Here is a 16,151-nt window from a genome sequence, read left to right on the forward strand (position 1 = left end):
AGGTCCCACCGGATCGGAGTGCGCGGCGAATCCGTGGGACCTACCGTCGAGGGATGGACGCACCGGTCGCCCTCGTCGCGGGAGGATCCCGCGGCCTGGGGCTGCTCATCGCGCGCGAGCTGCTGGACCGCGGCCACCGGGTCACCGTCTGTGCCCGGAGCGCCGCCGACCTGGACCGTGCCGTCTCCCTGCTGTCCGCGCACGGGCCGGTCGAGGCCGCCGTCTGCGACGTCCGCGAGCCGGAGCAGATCTCGGCGCTGGTGAGGCGGGTGGAGGAGCGGCAGGGTCCGATCGATGTGCTGGTGAGCGTGGCGGGTGTCATCCAGGTCGGGCCGGCGTCGTCGATGACCGACCAGCACTACCGGGACGCGGTGGACACCATGCTGTGGGGGCCGGTGCGCCTCGCCAACGCCGTCCTCCCCGGTATGCGGGCGCGCGGCCGGGGGCGCATCGGCACGGTCACCTCCATCGGGGGCAAGGTGTCGGCGCCGCACCTGCTGCCGTACTCGGTGGCCAAGTTCGGGGCCGTCGGCTTCGCGGAGGGGCTGGCCGCCGACCTGGCGGGCACCGGCATCACCTCGACCACGATCGTCCCCGGGCTGATGCGCACCGGCTCCCACGAGCGGGCCCACTTCACGGGCAGCCAGCAGGCGGAGTACGCCTGGTTCGGACCGGCCGCGTCGTTGCCGCTGCTCACCATGTCGGCCGAGCGGGCGGCCCGCAAGATCGTCGACGGGGTGCTGTCCGGCCGGCCCCACGTCGTGCTCACGCCGATGGCCAAGGTCGGCACCCGCGTGCACGGGCTCGCGCCGTCGAGCACCGTGCGGCTCCTCGGGGTGATGAACCGCCTGCTGCCCGACCCGGCGGCCGACCGGGACGCGCACCGCGCGAGGACCGGCCGGGACGCCCGCCGGGACCTGTCGCCCCTGGCGTCCCGCACGGTCGCGGTCCTGACGGCGCTCGGGTCGCGTGCCGCACGCCGGCTCAACCAGCGCGGGGTCAGCCGAGCAACCGGCCGGTGAGGACGCCGAGCGCCACCGCCGCGACGCACAGCACGAGGGTGCCGCCGGCAGCCACCACGGCCTGGCGCACCGCCCCCTCCCGCGCGAGCCGGACCGCCTCGACGGTGGCCGTGGAGAAGGTCGTGTAACCGCCACAGAACCCGGTGGCCCACACGGCATACGTCCCCGACGACCCCGGGCCGACGGTCACCGCCAGGAGACCGATGAGGAACGACCCCGACACGTTGATGCACAGGGTGGCCAGCGGGAACCCGCGCGCCCACCACCGGTTCACCAGGTCATCGACCAGGTAGCGGGCGGCGGCGCCGACACCGCCGAGGACCGCGAGCACGAGCACCTCTCCGGGGGTGAGCGTCATGCGCGGGCGCCGTCCCGGCGCGCGCCCAGCGCGACCCCGGTGAGGCACGCCAGGAGCCCCGCGCACACCGTGCCGATCCCGTAACCGGCCGCGAGCCAGACCTCCGACGCGGCCACCAGGTCGTGCACCTCGAGCGCGAGCGCCGAGTACGTGGTGAACCCTCCGAGCGCGCCCGTGCCCAGTCCGAGGCGCGCCAGCCGGCGGCGCGGGGTCTCGGCACCCACACGAGCCAGACGCTCCAGGAGCAGCCCGAGCAGGAAGGCGCCGGTCACGTTGACCACCAGGGTGGCCCAGGGCAGGAGGGGAGCGCTGCCGATCAGCTGCGTGACGGCATACCGGCCGGTGGTGCCGACCGCACCACCCAGGGCCACCGCCAGGACGAGGGCGGGCGTGGGACGCACCGGGCGGTCAGTCGTGCGTGCCGGTGCCCGGGATGACGAGCACCGGGCGGTGCTGGGTGTGCACGAGGTGACCGGCGATGGAGCCACCGATGACCTCGTTCATCCACCCGCCGAAGCCGGGACGGCGGCCACCGACGGCGATGAGGTCGGCGTCCCACTCCTCGGCCACCTCGGTCAGCCCCGAGGCGATGTCACCGACCGCGGTCTCCAGCCGCCAGGGCACGTCGGTGCCGCCGAGCACGCCGGCGATGTGCTGGTGGACCCGCTCCCGCACGGCCTCGCTGGTGCCCGCGGCCTGGTCGGGGTCCAGCGGCGTGATCAGTCGGGTGCCGTCGAGGCTGGCGCCATAGATCACCTGGGTCGAGTCGACCCAGGCGCACACCAGCCCGGCGGACATCGTGGTCGCCAGCCTGGCCACCTCGGTCACGATCTCGGGTCGCTGCTCGGCGTCGACGCCGACGACGATGATCCGTTCCGGACGCTGCGCCGGCCAGTGGGACGGGGCAGCGGGGGTGCTGTCTGTCACGAGAACCTCCTGGTGTCCCCTCCATCTTGTCGCGATCGCGGCCCGTCCGCACGTACTGCCGGCCGCGATTCGTCTCCGCTACGGTGGGCCCGTGACTCTCCCGCCCACCGAACCCGCTCCTCCCGGTGCCGAGCACGCCGGCTATCTCCGGCAGGCCGTGGAGCTCGCGCGACAGGGCGTGGCCACCGGCGACGGCGGGCCCTTCGGTGCCCTGGTGGTGCGCGACGGCGAGGTGATCGGCCGGGGCTGGAACCGGGTGATCGGGACCAACGACCCGACGGCGCACGCCGAGGTGACGGCGATCCGGGCGGCCTGCGAGCGCCTGGGGACCTTCCAGCTGACCGGTGCGGTCGTCTATGCCTCCTGCGAGCCCTGCCCGATGTGCCTTGGGGCCGTCTACTGGGCGCGCCCGGCCGCGCTCTACTACGCCGCCACCCGGCACGACGCGGCCGCCGCCGGGTTCAGCGACGCCACCATCTATGACGAGATCGGACTGGACCCCGAGGGTCGGTCGCTGCCGTTCCGTCGGCTCGAGGTCCCCGGCGCGGAGGACGTCTTCCGCGCCTGGCTGGCCAAGGCCGACCGCACCGAGTACTGACCGCTCCCAGCCGGTGCGCACCCCTGCGTGATTCACTCACAGCGTGCGTGAGCTCTGGGACGCGGCGACGTCCACCCAACCCGGTCCGTCGCTGACCGGAGCCCTGGTCCTCGCTGCCGTGGCGCTCGCCGTCACGTGGTCACCGACCGGCTACCGCCTGGTCCGGCACGGCGTGACGATCGTCCACGAGGCCGGCCACGCCACCGTCGCCGTCCTGACCGGACGGCAGCTACGCGGCATCCGGTTGCACGCGGACACCTCGGGGGTCACCGTCAGCCGCGGTCGGCCGCGGGGACCGGGGATGGTCGCCACCGTGGCTGCCGGCTACCCGGCCCCGGCCCTCCTCGGGCTCGCCGGGGCGCTCGTCCTGGAGCGGCAGTATGCCGTGGCGCTCCTCTGGGGGCTGGTGCTGCTGTGCGCCCTCATGCTGGTGCAGATCCGCAACTTCTACGGACTGTGGGTGCTCGTCATCGCCGGCGCGGCGGTGGGCGGCGCGTCGTGGGTGCTGCCGGGCCAGGTGGCGTCGTGGGTCGCCCACCTGCTGGTCTGGTCCCTGCTGCTGGCGGCACCCCGCTCGGTGGTGGAGCTGCAGCGGCTGCGGCGCCGGGGTGCGGCGCGGCAGTCGGACGCCGACCAGCTGAGCCGGCTGACCCGCATACCGGCCGTCCTGTGGATCGGGCTGTTCTGGGCGGTCTGCGCCGCGTGCCTCCTGGTGGGGGCGGTCCGGCTCCTCGGGTGACCCCCCGGGCTACAGGATGAAACGGAAGAGGGGGCTGTCCGGAGGGATCGGCTCGACCTCGATCGGGCTCGCCGCCATCCGGTCCAGCAGCGGCTGCAGGTCCTCGGGCGAGCCGAGCTCGATGCCGACCAGGGCCGGGCCCGTCTCGCGGTTGTTGCGCTTGGTGTACTCGAACAGCGCGATGTCGTCGTCCGGCCCGAGCACGTCGTGCAGGAACCCGCGCAGCGCCCCCGGCTCCTGTGGGAAGTCCACCAGGAAGTAGTGCTTGCGGCCCTCGTGGACCAGGGCCCGCTCCACGATCTCCGCGTAGCGCAGGACGTCGTTGTTGCCGCCGGAGACCACCACGACGACCGTCTGACCCGGCTGTATGCCGAGGCTCGGCAGCGCCGCCGCGGCCAGGGCGCCGGCGGGCTCGGTGATGATCCCCTCGGTCTGGTACATCGCGAGCATCTCGACGCAGACCCGGCCCTCCGGCACGCTGACCAGCTCGGCGCCGCCGTCCCGCACCAGCGGGAAGGTGGCCGCCCCGACCCGACGCACCGCAGCCCCGTCGACGAACGGGTCGATGTGCTCGAGGGTGACCGGTCCACCCGCGGCGAGCGCGGCCGCCATGCTCGCCGCACCGGCCGGCTCCACCCCGACGACCCGGCTGTCCGGGGACTGGGCCCGCAGCCAGGCCAGGCCACCGGCGAGCAGGCCACCACCGCCGACGGGGACGACCAGGACGTCCGGGGCGTGCCCCAGGACCCCGACGATCTCCCGCGTGACCGTGCCCTGTCCGGCGATGGTCATCGGGTGGTCGAACGCGGGGACGAGGGTCGCCCCGGTGCGTGCCGCATCCTCGGCGGCAGCCTCGGCCGCGGCGTCATAGGTCGAGCCGGCGACCACGATCTCCACGAACTCGCCGCCGATGGCGGCCACCCGGTCACGCTTCTGCCGGGGTGTGGTGCGGGGCAGGAAGATCCGCGCCGGCACCTCCAGGCTCGAGCACGCGAACGCCACCCCCTGCGCGTGGTTGCCAGCACTCGCGCAGACCACGCCCTGGGCCCGGGTCTGCTCGTCGAGCTGGGAGATGAGGTTGATCGCCCCCCGGTTCTTGTAGGACCGGACCGGCTGCAGGTCCTCGCGCTTGAGCAGCACCTTGGCGCCGGTCGCCTCCGAGAGGCGGCGGCTCCTCGTGAGGGGCGTGATGCTGACCAGGCCCTTGAGCCGCTCGGCCGCCTCGTCGACGTCCGCGGCAGTGACGGTCGGTGCGCCCATCAGTCCTGCCGCCGGACACACGCGTAGCGGGTGGGACCGGGTGCCGTTGCCATGGGCGCGAGACTATCGCGGCGCCCTCGGGTGAGAAGACGCCGAGGGTTCCGGATGCCGAGCGTCCGGGATCGGCCCTAGCCTCGGGCCATGGCTATCGCACGCTTTCCCGGATTCGTCATCGACTGTCCCGAGCCCGGAGAACTGGCCCGGTTCTACGGCACCATGCTCGACTGGAAGGTCGAGCAGTCCGAGGGCTGGGCGGAGATCCGCGCAGACGGTCAGTGCATCTCGTTCCAGAAGGTGGCGGACTACACGCCACCCGTGTGGCCCGCCCAGCAGGTCCCGCAGCAGATGCACCTGGATGTCATCGTGGACGACCTCGACGAGGGCGAGGCCGCTGTCCTGGCCCTCGGGGCGACGAGACACGAGCACCAGCCGGGCGAGACCTTCCGGGTCTTCCTCGACCCGGCCGGGCACCCGTTCTGCCTCTGCGTCTCGTGACTGCTGGTCGCGCAATGCAATAGTGCTGTTATATTAGCGCTGTGACGATTTCCACCCCTGAGCCCGCTGATCCCGTGGGGCCTGATCCTGGGGTGCCGGACCCGACGACGTCGGACCCCACGACCGGTGGCTACTGGCGACCGCTGCGTGAGGTGCAGGAGCTCATGGAGAGTGGCATCGTCGCCCTGTACGCCGAGCGCGGCATCGAGAGACTGCGTCCGCGCTTCGCGTATCCGCTGATCCGGCTGGCGCACACCGGACCACTCACGATCAAGGCGCTCGCGGAGAGCCTGGAGCTGACGCACTCGGCGGTCAGCCAGACGGTCTCGGCCCTGCGGACCGAGGGACTGGTCAGGACCGTGCCCGGCCCGGACGCCCGGACCCGGGTGGTCGAGCTGACGCAGCGGGCCCGTGACCTCGTGCCGTTCCTGGAGGCGGAGTGGCGGGCGACCGAGGCCGCCGCCGCAGAGCTGGATGCCGCCCTGCCGGTGTCGCTCGCGGAGTTCGCAGCGACCCTGCGCGCCCACCTAGACGAGAAGCCCTTCCTCGAACGCATCTTGGCGCACCTGCCGCCGGGTGACCAGGCCTCCGCCGGACCCCCCAGCCCGGGGGAGCCGCACAGCGGCGGCGACCACTGGGCATACAGCGGCCCCAGGGCAACCTCGTGACGCTGAGCAGGGGCCTGCTCGACCTGCGGCCGCTGCGCGCGAGCCCGCCGTTCCGCCGGCTCTGGGGCAGCAGCATGCTGGGTGCGCTGGGCGGCCAGATCGCGGTCGTGGCGGTCCTCTTCCAGGTCTGGGACATGACCCACAACCCGTTCTGGACCGGTGCGATCGGCCTGGCCAACGCCGTCCCGCTCGTCGTCTTCGGGATGGTCGGCGGCACGCTCGCCGACGCGGTGGACCGTCGCAGCCTGGTGCGCTGGGCCACGGTCGGGCAGGCGCTGGCAGGGCTGGGACTGGCCGCCCAGGCGGCCGCAGGTGCCGAGTCCCTCTGGCTCGTGCTGGCCCTGGTCTCGGCCCAGGGCGCGGCCAGCGCGGTCGGGGCACCGGCCCGCCGCACGTTCATCCCCCGGCTGCTCGGCCCCGAGCAGGTCGGCGCCGGCATCGCGCTGCAGCTGCTGACCTTCCAGGGGGCGATGCTGATCGGCCCGGCCCTCGGCGGCCTGATCATCGGCCGGTGGGGCGTCGGGGCGTGCTACCTCACCTTCGCGAGCCTGGTCGCGCTCTCGCTGTACGGCGTCGTCCGGTTGCCCTCGATGCCACCCGAGGGTGCTGGCACGCGCCCGGGCCTGCGCTCGACGGTGGCCGGGTTCAGCTATGTCCTGCAGCGGCCCGTCCTGCGGGGATCCTTCGCCAGCGACCTCGCGGCCACCCTGCTCTCGATGCCCGTCGCCCTGTTCCCCCTGGTCAACGAGGTGCGCTTCGGTGGCGACCCGGAGACGCTGGGCCTGTTCCTGTCCTGCATCGCGGTCGGCGGTATGTCGGCCGGCCTGTTCTCCGGGCTCGTCACCCGAGCGGATCGGCCGGGCCGCATCCAGCTCGCGGCCGCGGCCGTCTGGGGCGTGGCCCTGGCGGTCTTCGGCCTCGCCGGACCGCTCTGGCTCGCGCTGGCGGTGCTGGTCGTGGCCGGAGCTGCCGACACCGTGTCCGTGACCTCGCGGGGCCTGATGATCCAGCTGGCCACGCCGGACAGCCACCGGGGCCGCGTCTCGGCGGTCGACCACGTCGTGGGTGTGGCGGGGCCCGACGTGGGCAACTTCCGCGCCGGCATCGTCGCGGGCCTCACCTCGGCACCGGTCGCCCTGGCCACCGGCGGTCTGGCCTGCGCCGCGGTGGTGGGGTGGATCGCCCTGCGGAACCGCCCGCTGCGGACCTTCAGCATCCACGCGGACGCGGCGCCCGACCCGTCGGTCAGGACCGGCTGAGGCCGGTGCGCCACGGCCGGCGCCTCCTGAGACCAGCCGGCCGTGGCGCTCGACCCCCCGCGGCGCGCGAACCATCCCGTGGCGGGCGACCCACCCCATGGCAGGCCTGCGCCCGGTCCTCAGCCCTGGCCGGCCGCCACGTGCGGCTGGTTCAGGCGGATGTGGTTGCCGGAGGGGTCCCGGAAGCCGAAGTCGATCCCGTACGGCTGCTCGGTCGGCTCCTCGGGCAGGTCCACGCCCTTGGCGCGGAGCGCGGCGTGCGCCGCACGGGCGTCGTCGGTGGTGAAGAACAGGGTGCCTCCACCCGCCCCCTTGGTGACCATGCCCCGCACCGCCTCGGCGGTCTCGGGGTCGTAGCCGGGCGGACCCGGCTTCTCGAGGAGGATCTCGCGGTCGGTGCCCGGCACCCGGACCGTGAGCCACCGCATCGGCCCGAAGTCCAGGTCGTTGCCGGGCTCCAGCCCGAGAGTGTTGACATAGAAGTCGAGCGCCTCGTCCTGGTCGGTCACGAAGATCTGGGAAATCGTCAGGTTCTTGATCATGGGCACGACACTAGGGCTGCGGCGGATGCTCCTGCTTCTCCAAAAACGCTGTCTTCGTCGGTATGCCGCGGGGGCGGCCGAGCGCTCGGGTGCCGGTGGGCGTCACTCGCCCGTGGACCCGTCGATGGACTCCCGGATGAGGTCGGCGTGGCCGGCGTGCCGGCCGTACTCCTCCACCATGTGCAGCAGGATGTAGCGCAGGCTGACCGGGTCCTCGTCCCGCGGGTGGCGCTGGGCGAGGGTGTCGAGACCCTCGGCGGTGGCCAGGACCTGCTCGGTGATCCGGTCCGACTCGGCGATGGTGGCGTCGAACAGGGCGAACAGCTCGACGGGGTCGTCGTCCGCGGCGCTGTGGTAGTCCCAGTCCTCGTCGGCGTCCCAGTCCACCGAGGCCCAGGGCTCGCCGAACTCCGCACCGCGCAGGACGCAGGAGAACCACCAGTGCTCGACGAACGCCAGGTGCTTGAGCAGCCCACCGATCGTGAGCTCGGAGGGCTCGTGGCGCGTGTTCAGCTGCTCGGCCGTGAGCCCCTCGGCCTTCAGCCGCAGCGAGTCGCGCAGGAAAGCGACGTAGGCCCGCAACAGGGTGGCCTCGTCGCCCTGCCGGGGCGGGGACACCCGCTGGGTCGGGGCCGGAGAGTTCGGTGTCGCCGTGGTCATGGTCCGAACGTACGGGGCGACGAGGTCAGGATCCAGCCGGTTTCGTCTCGGACTGACGGTGCTCGGAGGGCCTCGCCCAGCGCATCGCGAAGCACGACGGAACGGCAGGCAGCGGCCCCCGCCGGCGGTAGGCGCTCGGACTCTCGCCGACGATCGCGCTGAAGGTGCGGCTGAACGTGCCCAGGCTGGAGAACCCGACCTCGAAGCAGATCTCGGTGACCGGGCGCGCGGTGCTGCGCAGCAGGAACATGGCCCGTTCGACCCGGCGTCGCTGCAGGTAGCGGTGCGGGGTCTCCCCGAACACCGCGCGGAAGCTGCGGATGAAGTGCGATTCCGAGACGAGTGCCACCGAGGCGAGGGACGGGATGTCCAGCTCCTCGGCATACTGCCGGTCCATCACGTCCCGGGCCCGCAGCATCCTGCGGTTCTGGTCCTCGGTCGCCGCGCCCACGTCCGCCGCCGCTCACCCGAAGAGGATGGCGGCCTCGTCCCAACGGTGCCGGGGCACGGTCTTGAGCTCACTCGTAGCCTCCGCCAGCTTCACCGAGACGATGTCGATGCCGCGCAGGGCGACCATCGTGCCCCACTCCTTGCGGTGCACGGCGTCGATCGCCGCCGTCCCGAAGCGGGTGGCCAGGACCCGGTCATAGGAGGTGGGGACACCGCCGCGCTGCAGGTGACCCAGCGTCATACTCCGGGTCTCGATGCCGGTCAGCTCCTCGATCACCGGGGTCAGCTGCTCGGCGATGCCACCGAGCCGGGGCCGACCCATGTGGTCGACACCGTGCTTGGCCGAGACGTCCTCGCCGGCCAGGCGGAACCCCTCGGCGACCACGACGACCGGGGCGCGTCCACGGTGGACCGTGGCCTGCACCCAGGTGGCCACCTGGTCGATGGTGACCGGCACCTCGGGGATCAGGATGGCGTGGGCGCCGCTGGCGACCCCGGCGTTCAGGGCGATCCACCCGGCGTGCCGGCCCATCACCTCCACGACCATGCAGCGGTGGTGCGACTCCGCGGTCGTGCGCAGGCGGTCGATCGACTCCGTGGCGATGGCGACGGCCGTCTCGAAGCCGAAGGTGACGTCGGTGGCGGACAGGTCGTTGTCGATGGTCTTGGGCACACCGATGACGGGCACCCCCTCGTCGTGCAGCATCCGCGCGACGGTCAGCGTGCCCTCACCACCGATGGCAATGAAGGCGTCCATCTCGTGCTTGTCCATCACCTCCTTGACCCGGTCGGAGCCGCCGTGCTCGAACGGGCCCGTGCGCGAGGTGCCCAGGATCGTGCCACCCTGCTTGGACAGGCCACGAACCTGCTTGCGCGGGAGGGTGAAGACGTCGTCCTCGACCAGCCCCCGGTAACCGTCGCGGATGCCGACGAACGAGTGCTCGTAGACCTTGTCGCCCTTGAGCACGATGCCGCGGATGACCGCGTTGAGTCCCGGGCAGTCGCCCCCGCTGGTCAGGATGCCGATCTTCACGGGGCACAGTCTGTCGGGTCCGGTCCGAGCGATCCAACCCCGGGTCCGTGCTGGGGTGGCGAGGCGACCCGCGGACGGTGACGCGGGGTCAGCGGGTCAGGGTGACGAGGAACTCCTCCTCGTCGCCACTGACCGGCTCACCGTGCGGGTCGGTCATCGTGACGATGCGCAGGCCCGCCGCCTCGGCCAGCTCGCCGAAGGACTCCGGGCTGTGCCAGTGGATGACCCAGTCGCGGTCGGCCGTCTCGGTGCCTGCGGACGTGTGCCTGGCGTAGCTGGTGCGGGTCGTCCTGGTCCGACCGGAGGGGTCGTAGTCCTCGGCCAGGGCGGTGAAGGTGAGAGTGCTGCCGTCCTCTGCGACCGCCTCACGGGCCACCCCGAGCGACTCCGGCGGCGAGGGCGGCGGGATCCACAGCGGCACCAGCGCGGTCCCGTCCTCGGTGAGGTGCTCGCGGAGGCGCACCAGGGCACGCAGGGCAAGGTCGTCGTCGGGAAGCAGGTTGAAGGTGGGTCCCGCCAGGAAGATCGTGCGGAAGGGGCGCCCCAGCGACAGCTCCTCCATCCGCTGGTGGTGGGTGACGACCTCCAGCCCGGCCTCGGCGGCACGCTCCGCGCACCGGGCCAGCATGTCGGCGGAGGCGTCGACGCCCTCGACGTCGAGCCCGCGCCGACGCAGCTCCAGCAGCGGGTCCCCGTCGCCGCAGCCCAGCTCGAGTGCTGGTTGCCCCGAGGACACGATGAGGTCGGCATAGCGGTCGGCCGGGAAGTCGGTCGACTTCAGCAGGGCATAGCCCTCGACCACGATGCCGGTGTAGAAGTCCGCCGCGTCCACGGCTCGACCCTAGGCACGGGCCGGACTGCGGGCCACAGGATTTCGCCCAGCGCGGTGCTGCACGGAAGCCTGCCATCGCGAGCCGGAGCAGGGAAGACGCTGGCTGGCCCCCGCACCCCGGCATAGTGCTTGCTCCCGCACCTGGGTGGTTGCCTTCCCTCACACCGCGGCGGTGCTGCCGCCGCGCCCCGGCGGCGTGCCTGCGCCCGCACCCTCGACGTATCGTGACCAGGGTGAGCCTCTACGACATCCCCCTGACGACCCTTGACGGCCGACCCACCACCCTGGGTGAGCATGCCGGCCGTGCCCTGCTGCTGGTGAACGTCGCCTCCCGCTGTGGCCTGACCCCGCAGTACGAGGGCCTGGAGCGGCTGCAGCAGGAGTATGCCGAGCGCGGGCTGACCGTGATCGGCCTCCCGTGCAACCAGTTCGGCAGGCAGGAGCCGGGCACCGCCGAGGAGATCCAGACGTTCTGCTCAACCACCTACGGTGTCTCGTTCCCGATGATGGACAAGGTCGAGGTCAACGGCGAGGGGCAGCACCCGCTGTTCACCGAGCTCACCCGGGTCCAGGACGCGGAGGGCGTCGCCGGCGAGGTCGGGTGGAACTTCGAGAAGTGGCTCATCGGCCCCGCGGGGGAGCCGGTGGCGCGCTTCCGGTCGCGCACCGAGCCGGAGTCCGACGAGGTCGTCGCAGCCATCGAGGCGGTCCTCCCGGCAGCGCAGGAACAGACCGACTGAGGAGCGCCTGTGCGCGTCACCGACCTGCGGATCTATCCCGTCAAGTCCCTTGCCGGGGACCCGGTTGACGAGGTGCCCGTCGAGCCCTGGGGGCTGGCTGGCGACCGCCGGTGGGGGCTGGTCGACGAGGCCGGTGAGAAGGTCACGGCGCGGGAGGAGCACGCGCTGCTCGGGCTCCGGGCGGAGCAGATCGACGAGGACACCATCCGGATCCACGACCGCGACGGCGACAGCATCCTGGTGGACACCCCGCTCGGGCTCGGCCCGGTGCCGGTCAGCCACTCCCGACAGGGCTTCGCCAACCCGGCGGATGAGGACGTCAACTGGTGGATCCAGGAACGGGTGGGACGTCCGCTCCGGCTGGTCTGGCAGGAGGACCCGACCGTGCGGCGCGTCTCGGGGGCCCACGGCGGTCAGGACGGCGACGTCCTCTCCCTCGCGGACGCCGGCCCGCTGCTGCTGACCACCTGGACCTCGCTCGCGCAGCTGCGAGAGTGGGTCGGGCCGGAGTGGGCAGGCGAGGACGAGGCGGTCAGCATGACCCGCTTCCGGCCCAACGTCGTCATCGACGGCGCCGAGCCGTTCGCCGAGGACGGCTGGCCGACCGTGTGGCTGGGCGAGGTGGAGTTCCGGCTGGGCGAGCCCTGCGACCGGTGCGTCATCACCCAGATCCACCCCGAGACGCTGACGACCGGCAGGGAGCCGATCGCCACGCTCGCCAGGCACCGCAAGTGGGACGGCAAGACCTGGTTCGGCACCCGCCTGATCCCCCTGGGCACCGGGGTGCTGCGCGTGGGGGACGAGGTCAGACCAGGTCGTTGAGCCGCGTGGGGGACGAGGTCAGACCGGGTCGTTGAGCCGCGTAGGGGACGAGGTCAGACCGGGTCGTTGAGCGAGGAGAGCACGTCCTGCTCCTCCGACCAGGTCAACCCGGCCTTGCGGGTGCCGGACCCCTCCGAGATCCACCGCAGCGTGTCCCGGGCGGTCTCTGCGAGGGGTCGCAGAGCCAGCCCCGCTGCCAGGGTGGCGCTCACATCGCGCGCCCGCATCCCGGCATACTCCGGGTCGGGGAGCCACAGCGGCAGCGAGCGTGGCCCGCTCCAGGGGCGGACGTCGAGGGCCAGCAGCTCATCGGGGTCGGCCCAGACGAACCGCACCGGCGGCGCGTCCTCCCTGCCGTCTGGCGCCAGCTCGGCGACGGCCGCAGCGGTCTCCTCGAGGAACTGGTGGAACGGCATCGCCGGCCGCACCGTGTCGAAGGTGCCGGTCGCCCGTTCCTCGGCCTTCGTCACCAGCCACTCGGCGAGGTCGCGCACATCGATCAGCTGCGTCGGCGCATCGGCGGGCTCAGGGACCAGCACCCGTCCGCCGCGGGAGAGCCGCTCGGGCCAGTAGGTGTAACGCCCGCTCGGGTCGCCCGGGCCGGCGATCAGCCCCGGCCGGGCGATCAGGCAGCGTCCCTCCATCTCCCGCTGGACGGCCTGCTCACAGGCGACCTTGTTGCGTCCGTATGCCGTGGAGTCGCCACTGTCGTCCAGGTCACCCGGTGCGGGCTCGTGGAGCGGGGTGTCCTTCGGGGTGCCGCCGGCGACCGAGAGGTCGGAGTAGACGTTGATGGTGGACACGAACGTCCAGTGAGCGACCTGGCCCTTCAGGGCGGCCAGGGCGGTCTCCACCCACGACGGGGTGCGTGCGACGTCGATCACTGCGTCCCACTCGTGCGACGCCAGCCCGGTCCAGGTGCCGGCCCGGGGATCGGTCTCCTCCGACCGGTCGGCCACGATGTGGTGTGCGCCCTTGGGTGGCGCACCGCTGTCGCCGCGGGAGAGGCAGACGACCTTGTGTCCGCGCGCAAGAGCCACCTCCGCGACGTGCCGGGAGAGGAAGACGCTGCCGCCGAAGATCAGGAACTTCACGCCTCCATCCTGACCCAGTCGCGCTACCTGCGCGCGCGGTCCTCGAACTCGGCGTGTTCCCCGCCGAACGCCGCCCGCCGGGCTCGGGCGGTGTTCGGCAGTGCCAGCAGTCGCAGCTGCTCGCGACGTTCACGGGCGAAGGTCGCGCGGTGGCCGGAGTTCCAGCTCCCCTCGAACAGACGCTTGGTGGCGGCCAGTGCATCCGGGGAGCGGGTCAGCAACTGCGCGGCCAGCTCCTCGGCTGCGATGAGGGGGTCTGCGGCAACGGTCGCCAGGCCCACGCGCTCCGCCTCGATCCCGTCGATGATCTGCGCGGTCATGGTCAGACGCTTGGCCTCGGCCATCCCGATCTGGTCGGCGAGCAGGCAGATGCCGGCCATGTCGGGGATCAGCCCCCACTTGCCCTCGAGCACGGACCACCGGGCGTCGGCGGTGGTGAACCGGAAATCGGCACCGAGGGCGAGCTGCAGGCCGCCGCCCAGGCAGTTGCCGCGCACCGCGGCGATCACCGGGACGGGCAGCCGACGGAATCCGTACACCGCCTCCTGGAAGGTGTTCGTCCCCCTCCACGGACGCGGTAGGAAGGCGCGGACCAGGCCGGGGCGGTCAGCGAGGGTGGTGGCGAAGTCCAGGCCGGCGGAGAAGGACTCGCCCTCGCCGGTGAGGACGACCGCCCGCACCTCTCGCCGGCCGCGGAGGCTGCGGGCGGCCGCTGCCAGGTCGCTCAGCATGTCCAGTGTGAGGGCGTTCAGCTTGTCCGGGCGGTTCAGACTGACGCGGGCGATCGGACCGTCGATCCGGCAGGTGAGGTGCGCGCTCATGTCCTCATCCTGAGGCATCGCCCTGCGTGATCACGGCCTCGGCGACCAGGTCTCGAGCGACGCTGCCTGGAGCGGAGAGGCGTGGCTCACTGGTGAGCGTGCACACGCCTAACTGTCTCCGCCGGCGTCATCCCGGTTGCCCCGCAGGGTGGCCAGGTGATTCTCGGCCTCCGAGAGGGTGGAAGCGGCACGTTTGGCAGCGCTGACTGCTTCGGTGAGTTTCTCCAGTGCATCGTCGTCCTCGGCGCGAGCCCGAGCCAGCTGGTCCTCCAGCTTCTGGATCCGCTGTCGGGTGGCGTCAGACCGGTTGCGCGCTGCATCGACCGCAGCGCGACGCCGACCGATCTCCTTCTGTGCCGTCGCCACTGCTTCCTCGGCCTGGGCACGGCGACGTTCGAGCTCCTCCTCGGCAGCGCCTTCCGCCAGGGCGTCGGCGCCATCCTCTGCCTCGTCCTCGAGAACGGGCTCGTCTTCGGCGTCTGCCTGACCTGCGGCGCCCCCTTCGCCTGCAGCGCCGGCCTCATCATCGGTGCCAGCGTCCTCTGCGGCGCCAGTCTCGTCCGCGGTGCCAGTCTCGTCCGCGGCGCCGGCCTCATCTGCGGCGCCAGTCTCGGGCGAGGTGCCTGCGTCGTCCTCGACACCTGCTTCTCGCTCTGGTCCCTCGTCCCCGGCATCGGCCCGGTCGCCGGCGACCGCTCTGTCGTCCGGAGCGCCCTCGTCCTCGGCGGCAACCCGGTCTACCCGTTGCGCCGCCGCACGGCCACCGCGGATCGACGTCAGGACCACACCCGTGCTGGTGGTGGCCGCAGCCTCCGAAAGGTCGACCTCGCCGAAGCCGGAATAGCTCAGCGCCCGGGTCAGGGTCCCTGACGCAAGGACGGCCTCGGCAGCCTCGTCAGCGAGGGCGGCGATGCCCGTGTCGCGGACCTCGGCGCTGACAGCAGCCGTCAGCGTCTGACCCGAGTCGCTGGCGGTCGCTGCTGCGGCGGTCACGAGATCGTCAAGGACGGCGTCGCGCTCCTTGCGCATCCGGGCGAGAGCAGGGGCGTCCAGGTGTGCGGTGGCCTGTCGGAGCCGGGCCCCGAGGTCCGCGAGGGTGCCGACCACCGGGTCCCCTCGGTGCACGAGCTGATTGAGCACCCACGCTGCGGTGCTGGGTCTGCGCAACGCGGCGATCTCTTTCGCCGCGTCTTTGTCGCCCTGGGCCTTTGCGGACTTGACCAGCGCTGTCCGAGTGTCGATGAACTCACCCGGCGCTCCTGCGTACAGCTGCTCTGCTGCGTTCCTGACCAGGGCGTGGGACTCCTCGGGGTCAGGCCCGCCGGACCCCTCACTCGTCTCGTCCGTCGGTGTCACACCGCCACCCTACGGAGCGGCGCTGCCGAGTGCCCGCAATGTGCCTCGTAGGACCACCTGTTGCCCGTCTCTGCCGCAGAGCCTGACAGCTTGAGCGAGGTCGAGCGGTTCAGAAGGGTGGTGGTGCGTCGGGGTCGGGTGTCCAGGGGGTGGTCGGGCCGTCGCTGTTGGCGTCGGTGTGGTCGTGCTCCCGGGCGGTGCTGCCCCGACCGTGCTCGGTGTCGGCTGCGGCCCCGTCGCTGTCGTGGTTGTCCGGGCCGCTGGATGCGCTGTCGGTGCCGTCGGTCGTGCTGGATGCGCTGTCGGTGTCGTCGGTCGTGGTGGACGCGTGGTGGCGGTCGTGTTCGGCGCGGGTGGTGTGGGGGTCGGGGTGGTAGGTTCGGCGCCCGTTCTGGGGGGTGTGGGTGAGGGTGATCTGGTCCCAGCTGGTGAACTGTTGCTCGGTGTCCCAGGGGTCGTCATCGGCCGCGGCGAG

The 16,151-nt window shown here is 72.4% G+C and carries 21 protein-coding genes; 8 read left to right on the forward strand and 13 right to left on the reverse strand.

Going from position 1 to position 16,151, the window contains the following annotated elements:
* Positions 1-53: 53 nt before the first annotated feature.
* Complete coding sequence (locus DA085_RS10190) at positions 54-1,022, forward strand: SDR family NAD(P)-dependent oxidoreductase (protein ID WP_109472842.1); 969 nt, start codon at positions 54-56, stop codon at positions 1,020-1,022.
* On the opposite strand, the gene DA085_RS10195 is transcribed toward DA085_RS10190, so the two are convergent.
* From DA085_RS10195 to DA085_RS10205, 3 genes are read right to left on the reverse strand one after another with little or no spacing between them, the layout of a single operon-like run.
* Positions 1,000-1,380, reverse strand: a complete 381-nt coding sequence (locus DA085_RS10195) for a fluoride efflux transporter FluC (protein WP_109472843.1) — start codon at positions 1,378-1,380, stop codon at positions 1,000-1,002. The genes DA085_RS10190 and DA085_RS10195 overlap by 23 nt on opposite strands.
* The gene (locus tag DA085_RS10200; RefSeq protein WP_109472844.1) at positions 1,377-1,781 is read right to left on the reverse strand and encodes a fluoride efflux transporter FluC; all 405 of its coding nucleotides are present in this window, start codon (positions 1,779-1,781) and stop codon (positions 1,377-1,379) included. Before DA085_RS10200 ends, DA085_RS10195 begins: the two co-directional genes overlap by 4 nt.
* Positions 1,782-1,788: 7 nt before the next feature.
* Complete coding sequence (locus DA085_RS10205) at positions 1,789-2,307, reverse strand: universal stress protein (protein ID WP_161958481.1); 519 nt, start codon at positions 2,305-2,307, stop codon at positions 1,789-1,791.
* Positions 2,308-2,398: 91 nt separating this feature from the next.
* Between DA085_RS10205 and DA085_RS10210 the strand changes: the two genes are divergently transcribed.
* On the forward strand, positions 2,399-2,905 hold the full coding sequence (locus DA085_RS10210) for a nucleoside deaminase (protein WP_237565428.1): 507 nt from the start codon (positions 2,399-2,401) through the stop codon (positions 2,903-2,905).
* Positions 2,906-2,948: 43 nt separating this feature from the next.
* Positions 2,949-3,644, forward strand: coding sequence for a M50 family metallopeptidase (locus tag DA085_RS10215; RefSeq protein WP_109472847.1), 696 nt, complete (start codon positions 2,949-2,951; stop codon positions 3,642-3,644).
* 9 nt (positions 3,645-3,653) lie between these two features.
* Here the strand turns inward: DA085_RS10215 and ilvA are convergent, their stop codons facing one another.
* A complete protein-coding gene (ilvA, locus tag DA085_RS10220) occupies positions 3,654-4,904 on the reverse strand; it encodes a threonine ammonia-lyase IlvA (RefSeq protein WP_109472848.1) in 1,251 nt (416 codons plus the stop codon).
* Positions 4,905-5,045: 141 nt separating this feature from the next.
* Between ilvA and DA085_RS10225 the strand changes: the two genes are divergently transcribed.
* From DA085_RS10225 to DA085_RS10235, 3 genes are read left to right on the forward strand one after another with little or no spacing between them, the layout of a single operon-like run.
* The gene (locus tag DA085_RS10225; RefSeq protein ID WP_109472849.1) at positions 5,046-5,399 is read left to right on the forward strand and encodes a VOC family protein; all 354 of its coding nucleotides are present in this window, start codon (positions 5,046-5,048) and stop codon (positions 5,397-5,399) included.
* 41 nt (positions 5,400-5,440) lie between these two features.
* Positions 5,441-6,067, forward strand: a complete 627-nt coding sequence (locus tag DA085_RS10230; protein ID WP_202619178.1) for a MarR family winged helix-turn-helix transcriptional regulator — start codon at positions 5,441-5,443, stop codon at positions 6,065-6,067.
* Entirely contained in the window at positions 6,064-7,326 is a 1,263-nt protein-coding gene (locus tag DA085_RS10235) for an MFS transporter (RefSeq protein WP_109472850.1), read from the forward strand. The genes DA085_RS10230 and DA085_RS10235 overlap by 4 nt, the downstream gene beginning before the upstream one ends.
* A 119-nt stretch (positions 7,327-7,445) precedes the next feature.
* On the opposite strand, the gene DA085_RS10240 is transcribed toward DA085_RS10235, so the two are convergent.
* From DA085_RS10240 to DA085_RS10260, 5 genes are all read right to left on the reverse strand, one after another.
* On the reverse strand, positions 7,446-7,868 hold the full coding sequence (locus DA085_RS10240; RefSeq protein ID WP_109472851.1) for a VOC family protein: 423 nt from the start codon (positions 7,866-7,868) through the stop codon (positions 7,446-7,448).
* Between the two features lie 102 nt (positions 7,869-7,970).
* Positions 7,971-8,528 carry a DinB family protein gene (locus tag DA085_RS10245; RefSeq protein WP_109472852.1) on the reverse strand — a complete coding sequence of 186 codons (558 nt, stop codon included), beginning with the start codon at positions 8,526-8,528 and terminating at the stop codon, positions 7,971-7,973.
* Positions 8,529-8,553: 25 nt separating this feature from the next.
* Positions 8,554-8,979: a helix-turn-helix domain-containing protein gene (locus tag DA085_RS10250; RefSeq protein WP_237565429.1), complete on the reverse strand. Its 426-nt coding sequence runs from the start codon at positions 8,977-8,979 to the stop codon at positions 8,554-8,556.
* 12 nt (positions 8,980-8,991) lie between these two features.
* Positions 8,992-10,011, reverse strand: a complete 1,020-nt coding sequence (locus tag DA085_RS10255) for a 6-phosphofructokinase (protein WP_109472853.1) — start codon at positions 10,009-10,011, stop codon at positions 8,992-8,994.
* Positions 10,012-10,099: 88 nt separating this feature from the next.
* Complete coding sequence (locus DA085_RS10260) at positions 10,100-10,843, reverse strand: class I SAM-dependent methyltransferase (RefSeq protein WP_109472854.1); 744 nt, start codon at positions 10,841-10,843, stop codon at positions 10,100-10,102.
* Positions 10,844-11,076: 233 nt separating this feature from the next.
* Here DA085_RS10260 and DA085_RS10265 point away from each other — a divergent pair, with 233 nt between their 5' ends.
* Together DA085_RS10265 and DA085_RS10270 are read left to right on the forward strand one after the other, a co-directional pair.
* On the forward strand, positions 11,077-11,583 hold the full coding sequence (locus DA085_RS10265) for a glutathione peroxidase (protein WP_109472855.1): 507 nt from the start codon (positions 11,077-11,079) through the stop codon (positions 11,581-11,583).
* A 9-nt stretch (positions 11,584-11,592) separates the two neighbouring features.
* Positions 11,593-12,405, forward strand: a complete 813-nt coding sequence (locus DA085_RS10270; RefSeq protein WP_109472856.1) for an MOSC domain-containing protein — start codon at positions 11,593-11,595, stop codon at positions 12,403-12,405.
* A gap of 53 nt (positions 12,406-12,458) precedes the next feature.
* Here DA085_RS10270 and DA085_RS10275 read toward each other — a convergent pair whose 3' ends face one another.
* The 4 genes from DA085_RS10275 to DA085_RS21165 form a co-directional block, all read right to left on the reverse strand.
* On the reverse strand, positions 12,459-13,499 hold the full coding sequence (locus DA085_RS10275) for an NAD-dependent epimerase/dehydratase family protein (protein ID WP_109472857.1): 1,041 nt from the start codon (positions 13,497-13,499) through the stop codon (positions 12,459-12,461).
* 23 nt (positions 13,500-13,522) lie between these two features.
* Positions 13,523-14,320, reverse strand: a complete 798-nt coding sequence (locus DA085_RS10280) for a crotonase/enoyl-CoA hydratase family protein (protein ID WP_109472858.1) — start codon at positions 14,318-14,320, stop codon at positions 13,523-13,525.
* A 108-nt stretch (positions 14,321-14,428) separates the two neighbouring features.
* Positions 14,429-15,676: a hypothetical protein gene (locus DA085_RS10285; protein ID WP_109472859.1), complete on the reverse strand. Its 1,248-nt coding sequence runs from the start codon at positions 15,674-15,676 to the stop codon at positions 14,429-14,431.
* Positions 15,677-15,785: 109 nt separating this feature from the next.
* Positions 15,786-16,151: hypothetical protein (locus DA085_RS21165; RefSeq protein ID WP_202619179.1), on the reverse strand; the 366-nt coding region annotated here is incomplete at its 5' end.

It is taken from the genome of Ornithinimicrobium cavernae, from assembly GCF_003121625.1.
GTDB lineage: Bacteria > Actinomycetota > Actinomycetes > Actinomycetales > Dermatophilaceae > Ornithinicoccus > Ornithinicoccus cavernae.

Coding starts and splice junctions, on each gene's coding strand:
- DA085_RS10280 (WP_109472858.1), bottom strand. CDS start 14,320: ATGAGCGCGCACCTCACCTGCCGGATCGACGGTCCGATCGCCCGCGTC.
- DA085_RS10190 (WP_109472842.1), top strand. CDS start 54: ATGGACGCACCGGTCGCCCTCGTCGCGGGAGGATCCCGCGGCCTGGGG.
- DA085_RS10225 (WP_109472849.1), top strand. CDS start 5,046: ATGGCTATCGCACGCTTTCCCGGATTCGTCATCGACTGTCCCGAGCCC.
- DA085_RS10195 (WP_109472843.1), bottom strand. CDS start 1,380: ATGACGCTCACCCCCGGAGAGGTGCTCGTGCTCGCGGTCCTCGGCGGT.
- ilvA (WP_109472848.1), bottom strand. CDS start 4,904: ATGGGCGCACCGACCGTCACTGCCGCGGACGTCGACGAGGCGGCCGAG.
- DA085_RS10240 (WP_109472851.1), bottom strand. CDS start 7,868: ATGATCAAGAACCTGACGATTTCCCAGATCTTCGTGACCGACCAGGAC.
- DA085_RS10245 (WP_109472852.1), bottom strand. CDS start 8,528: ATGACCACGGCGACACCGAACTCTCCGGCCCCGACCCAGCGGGTGTCC.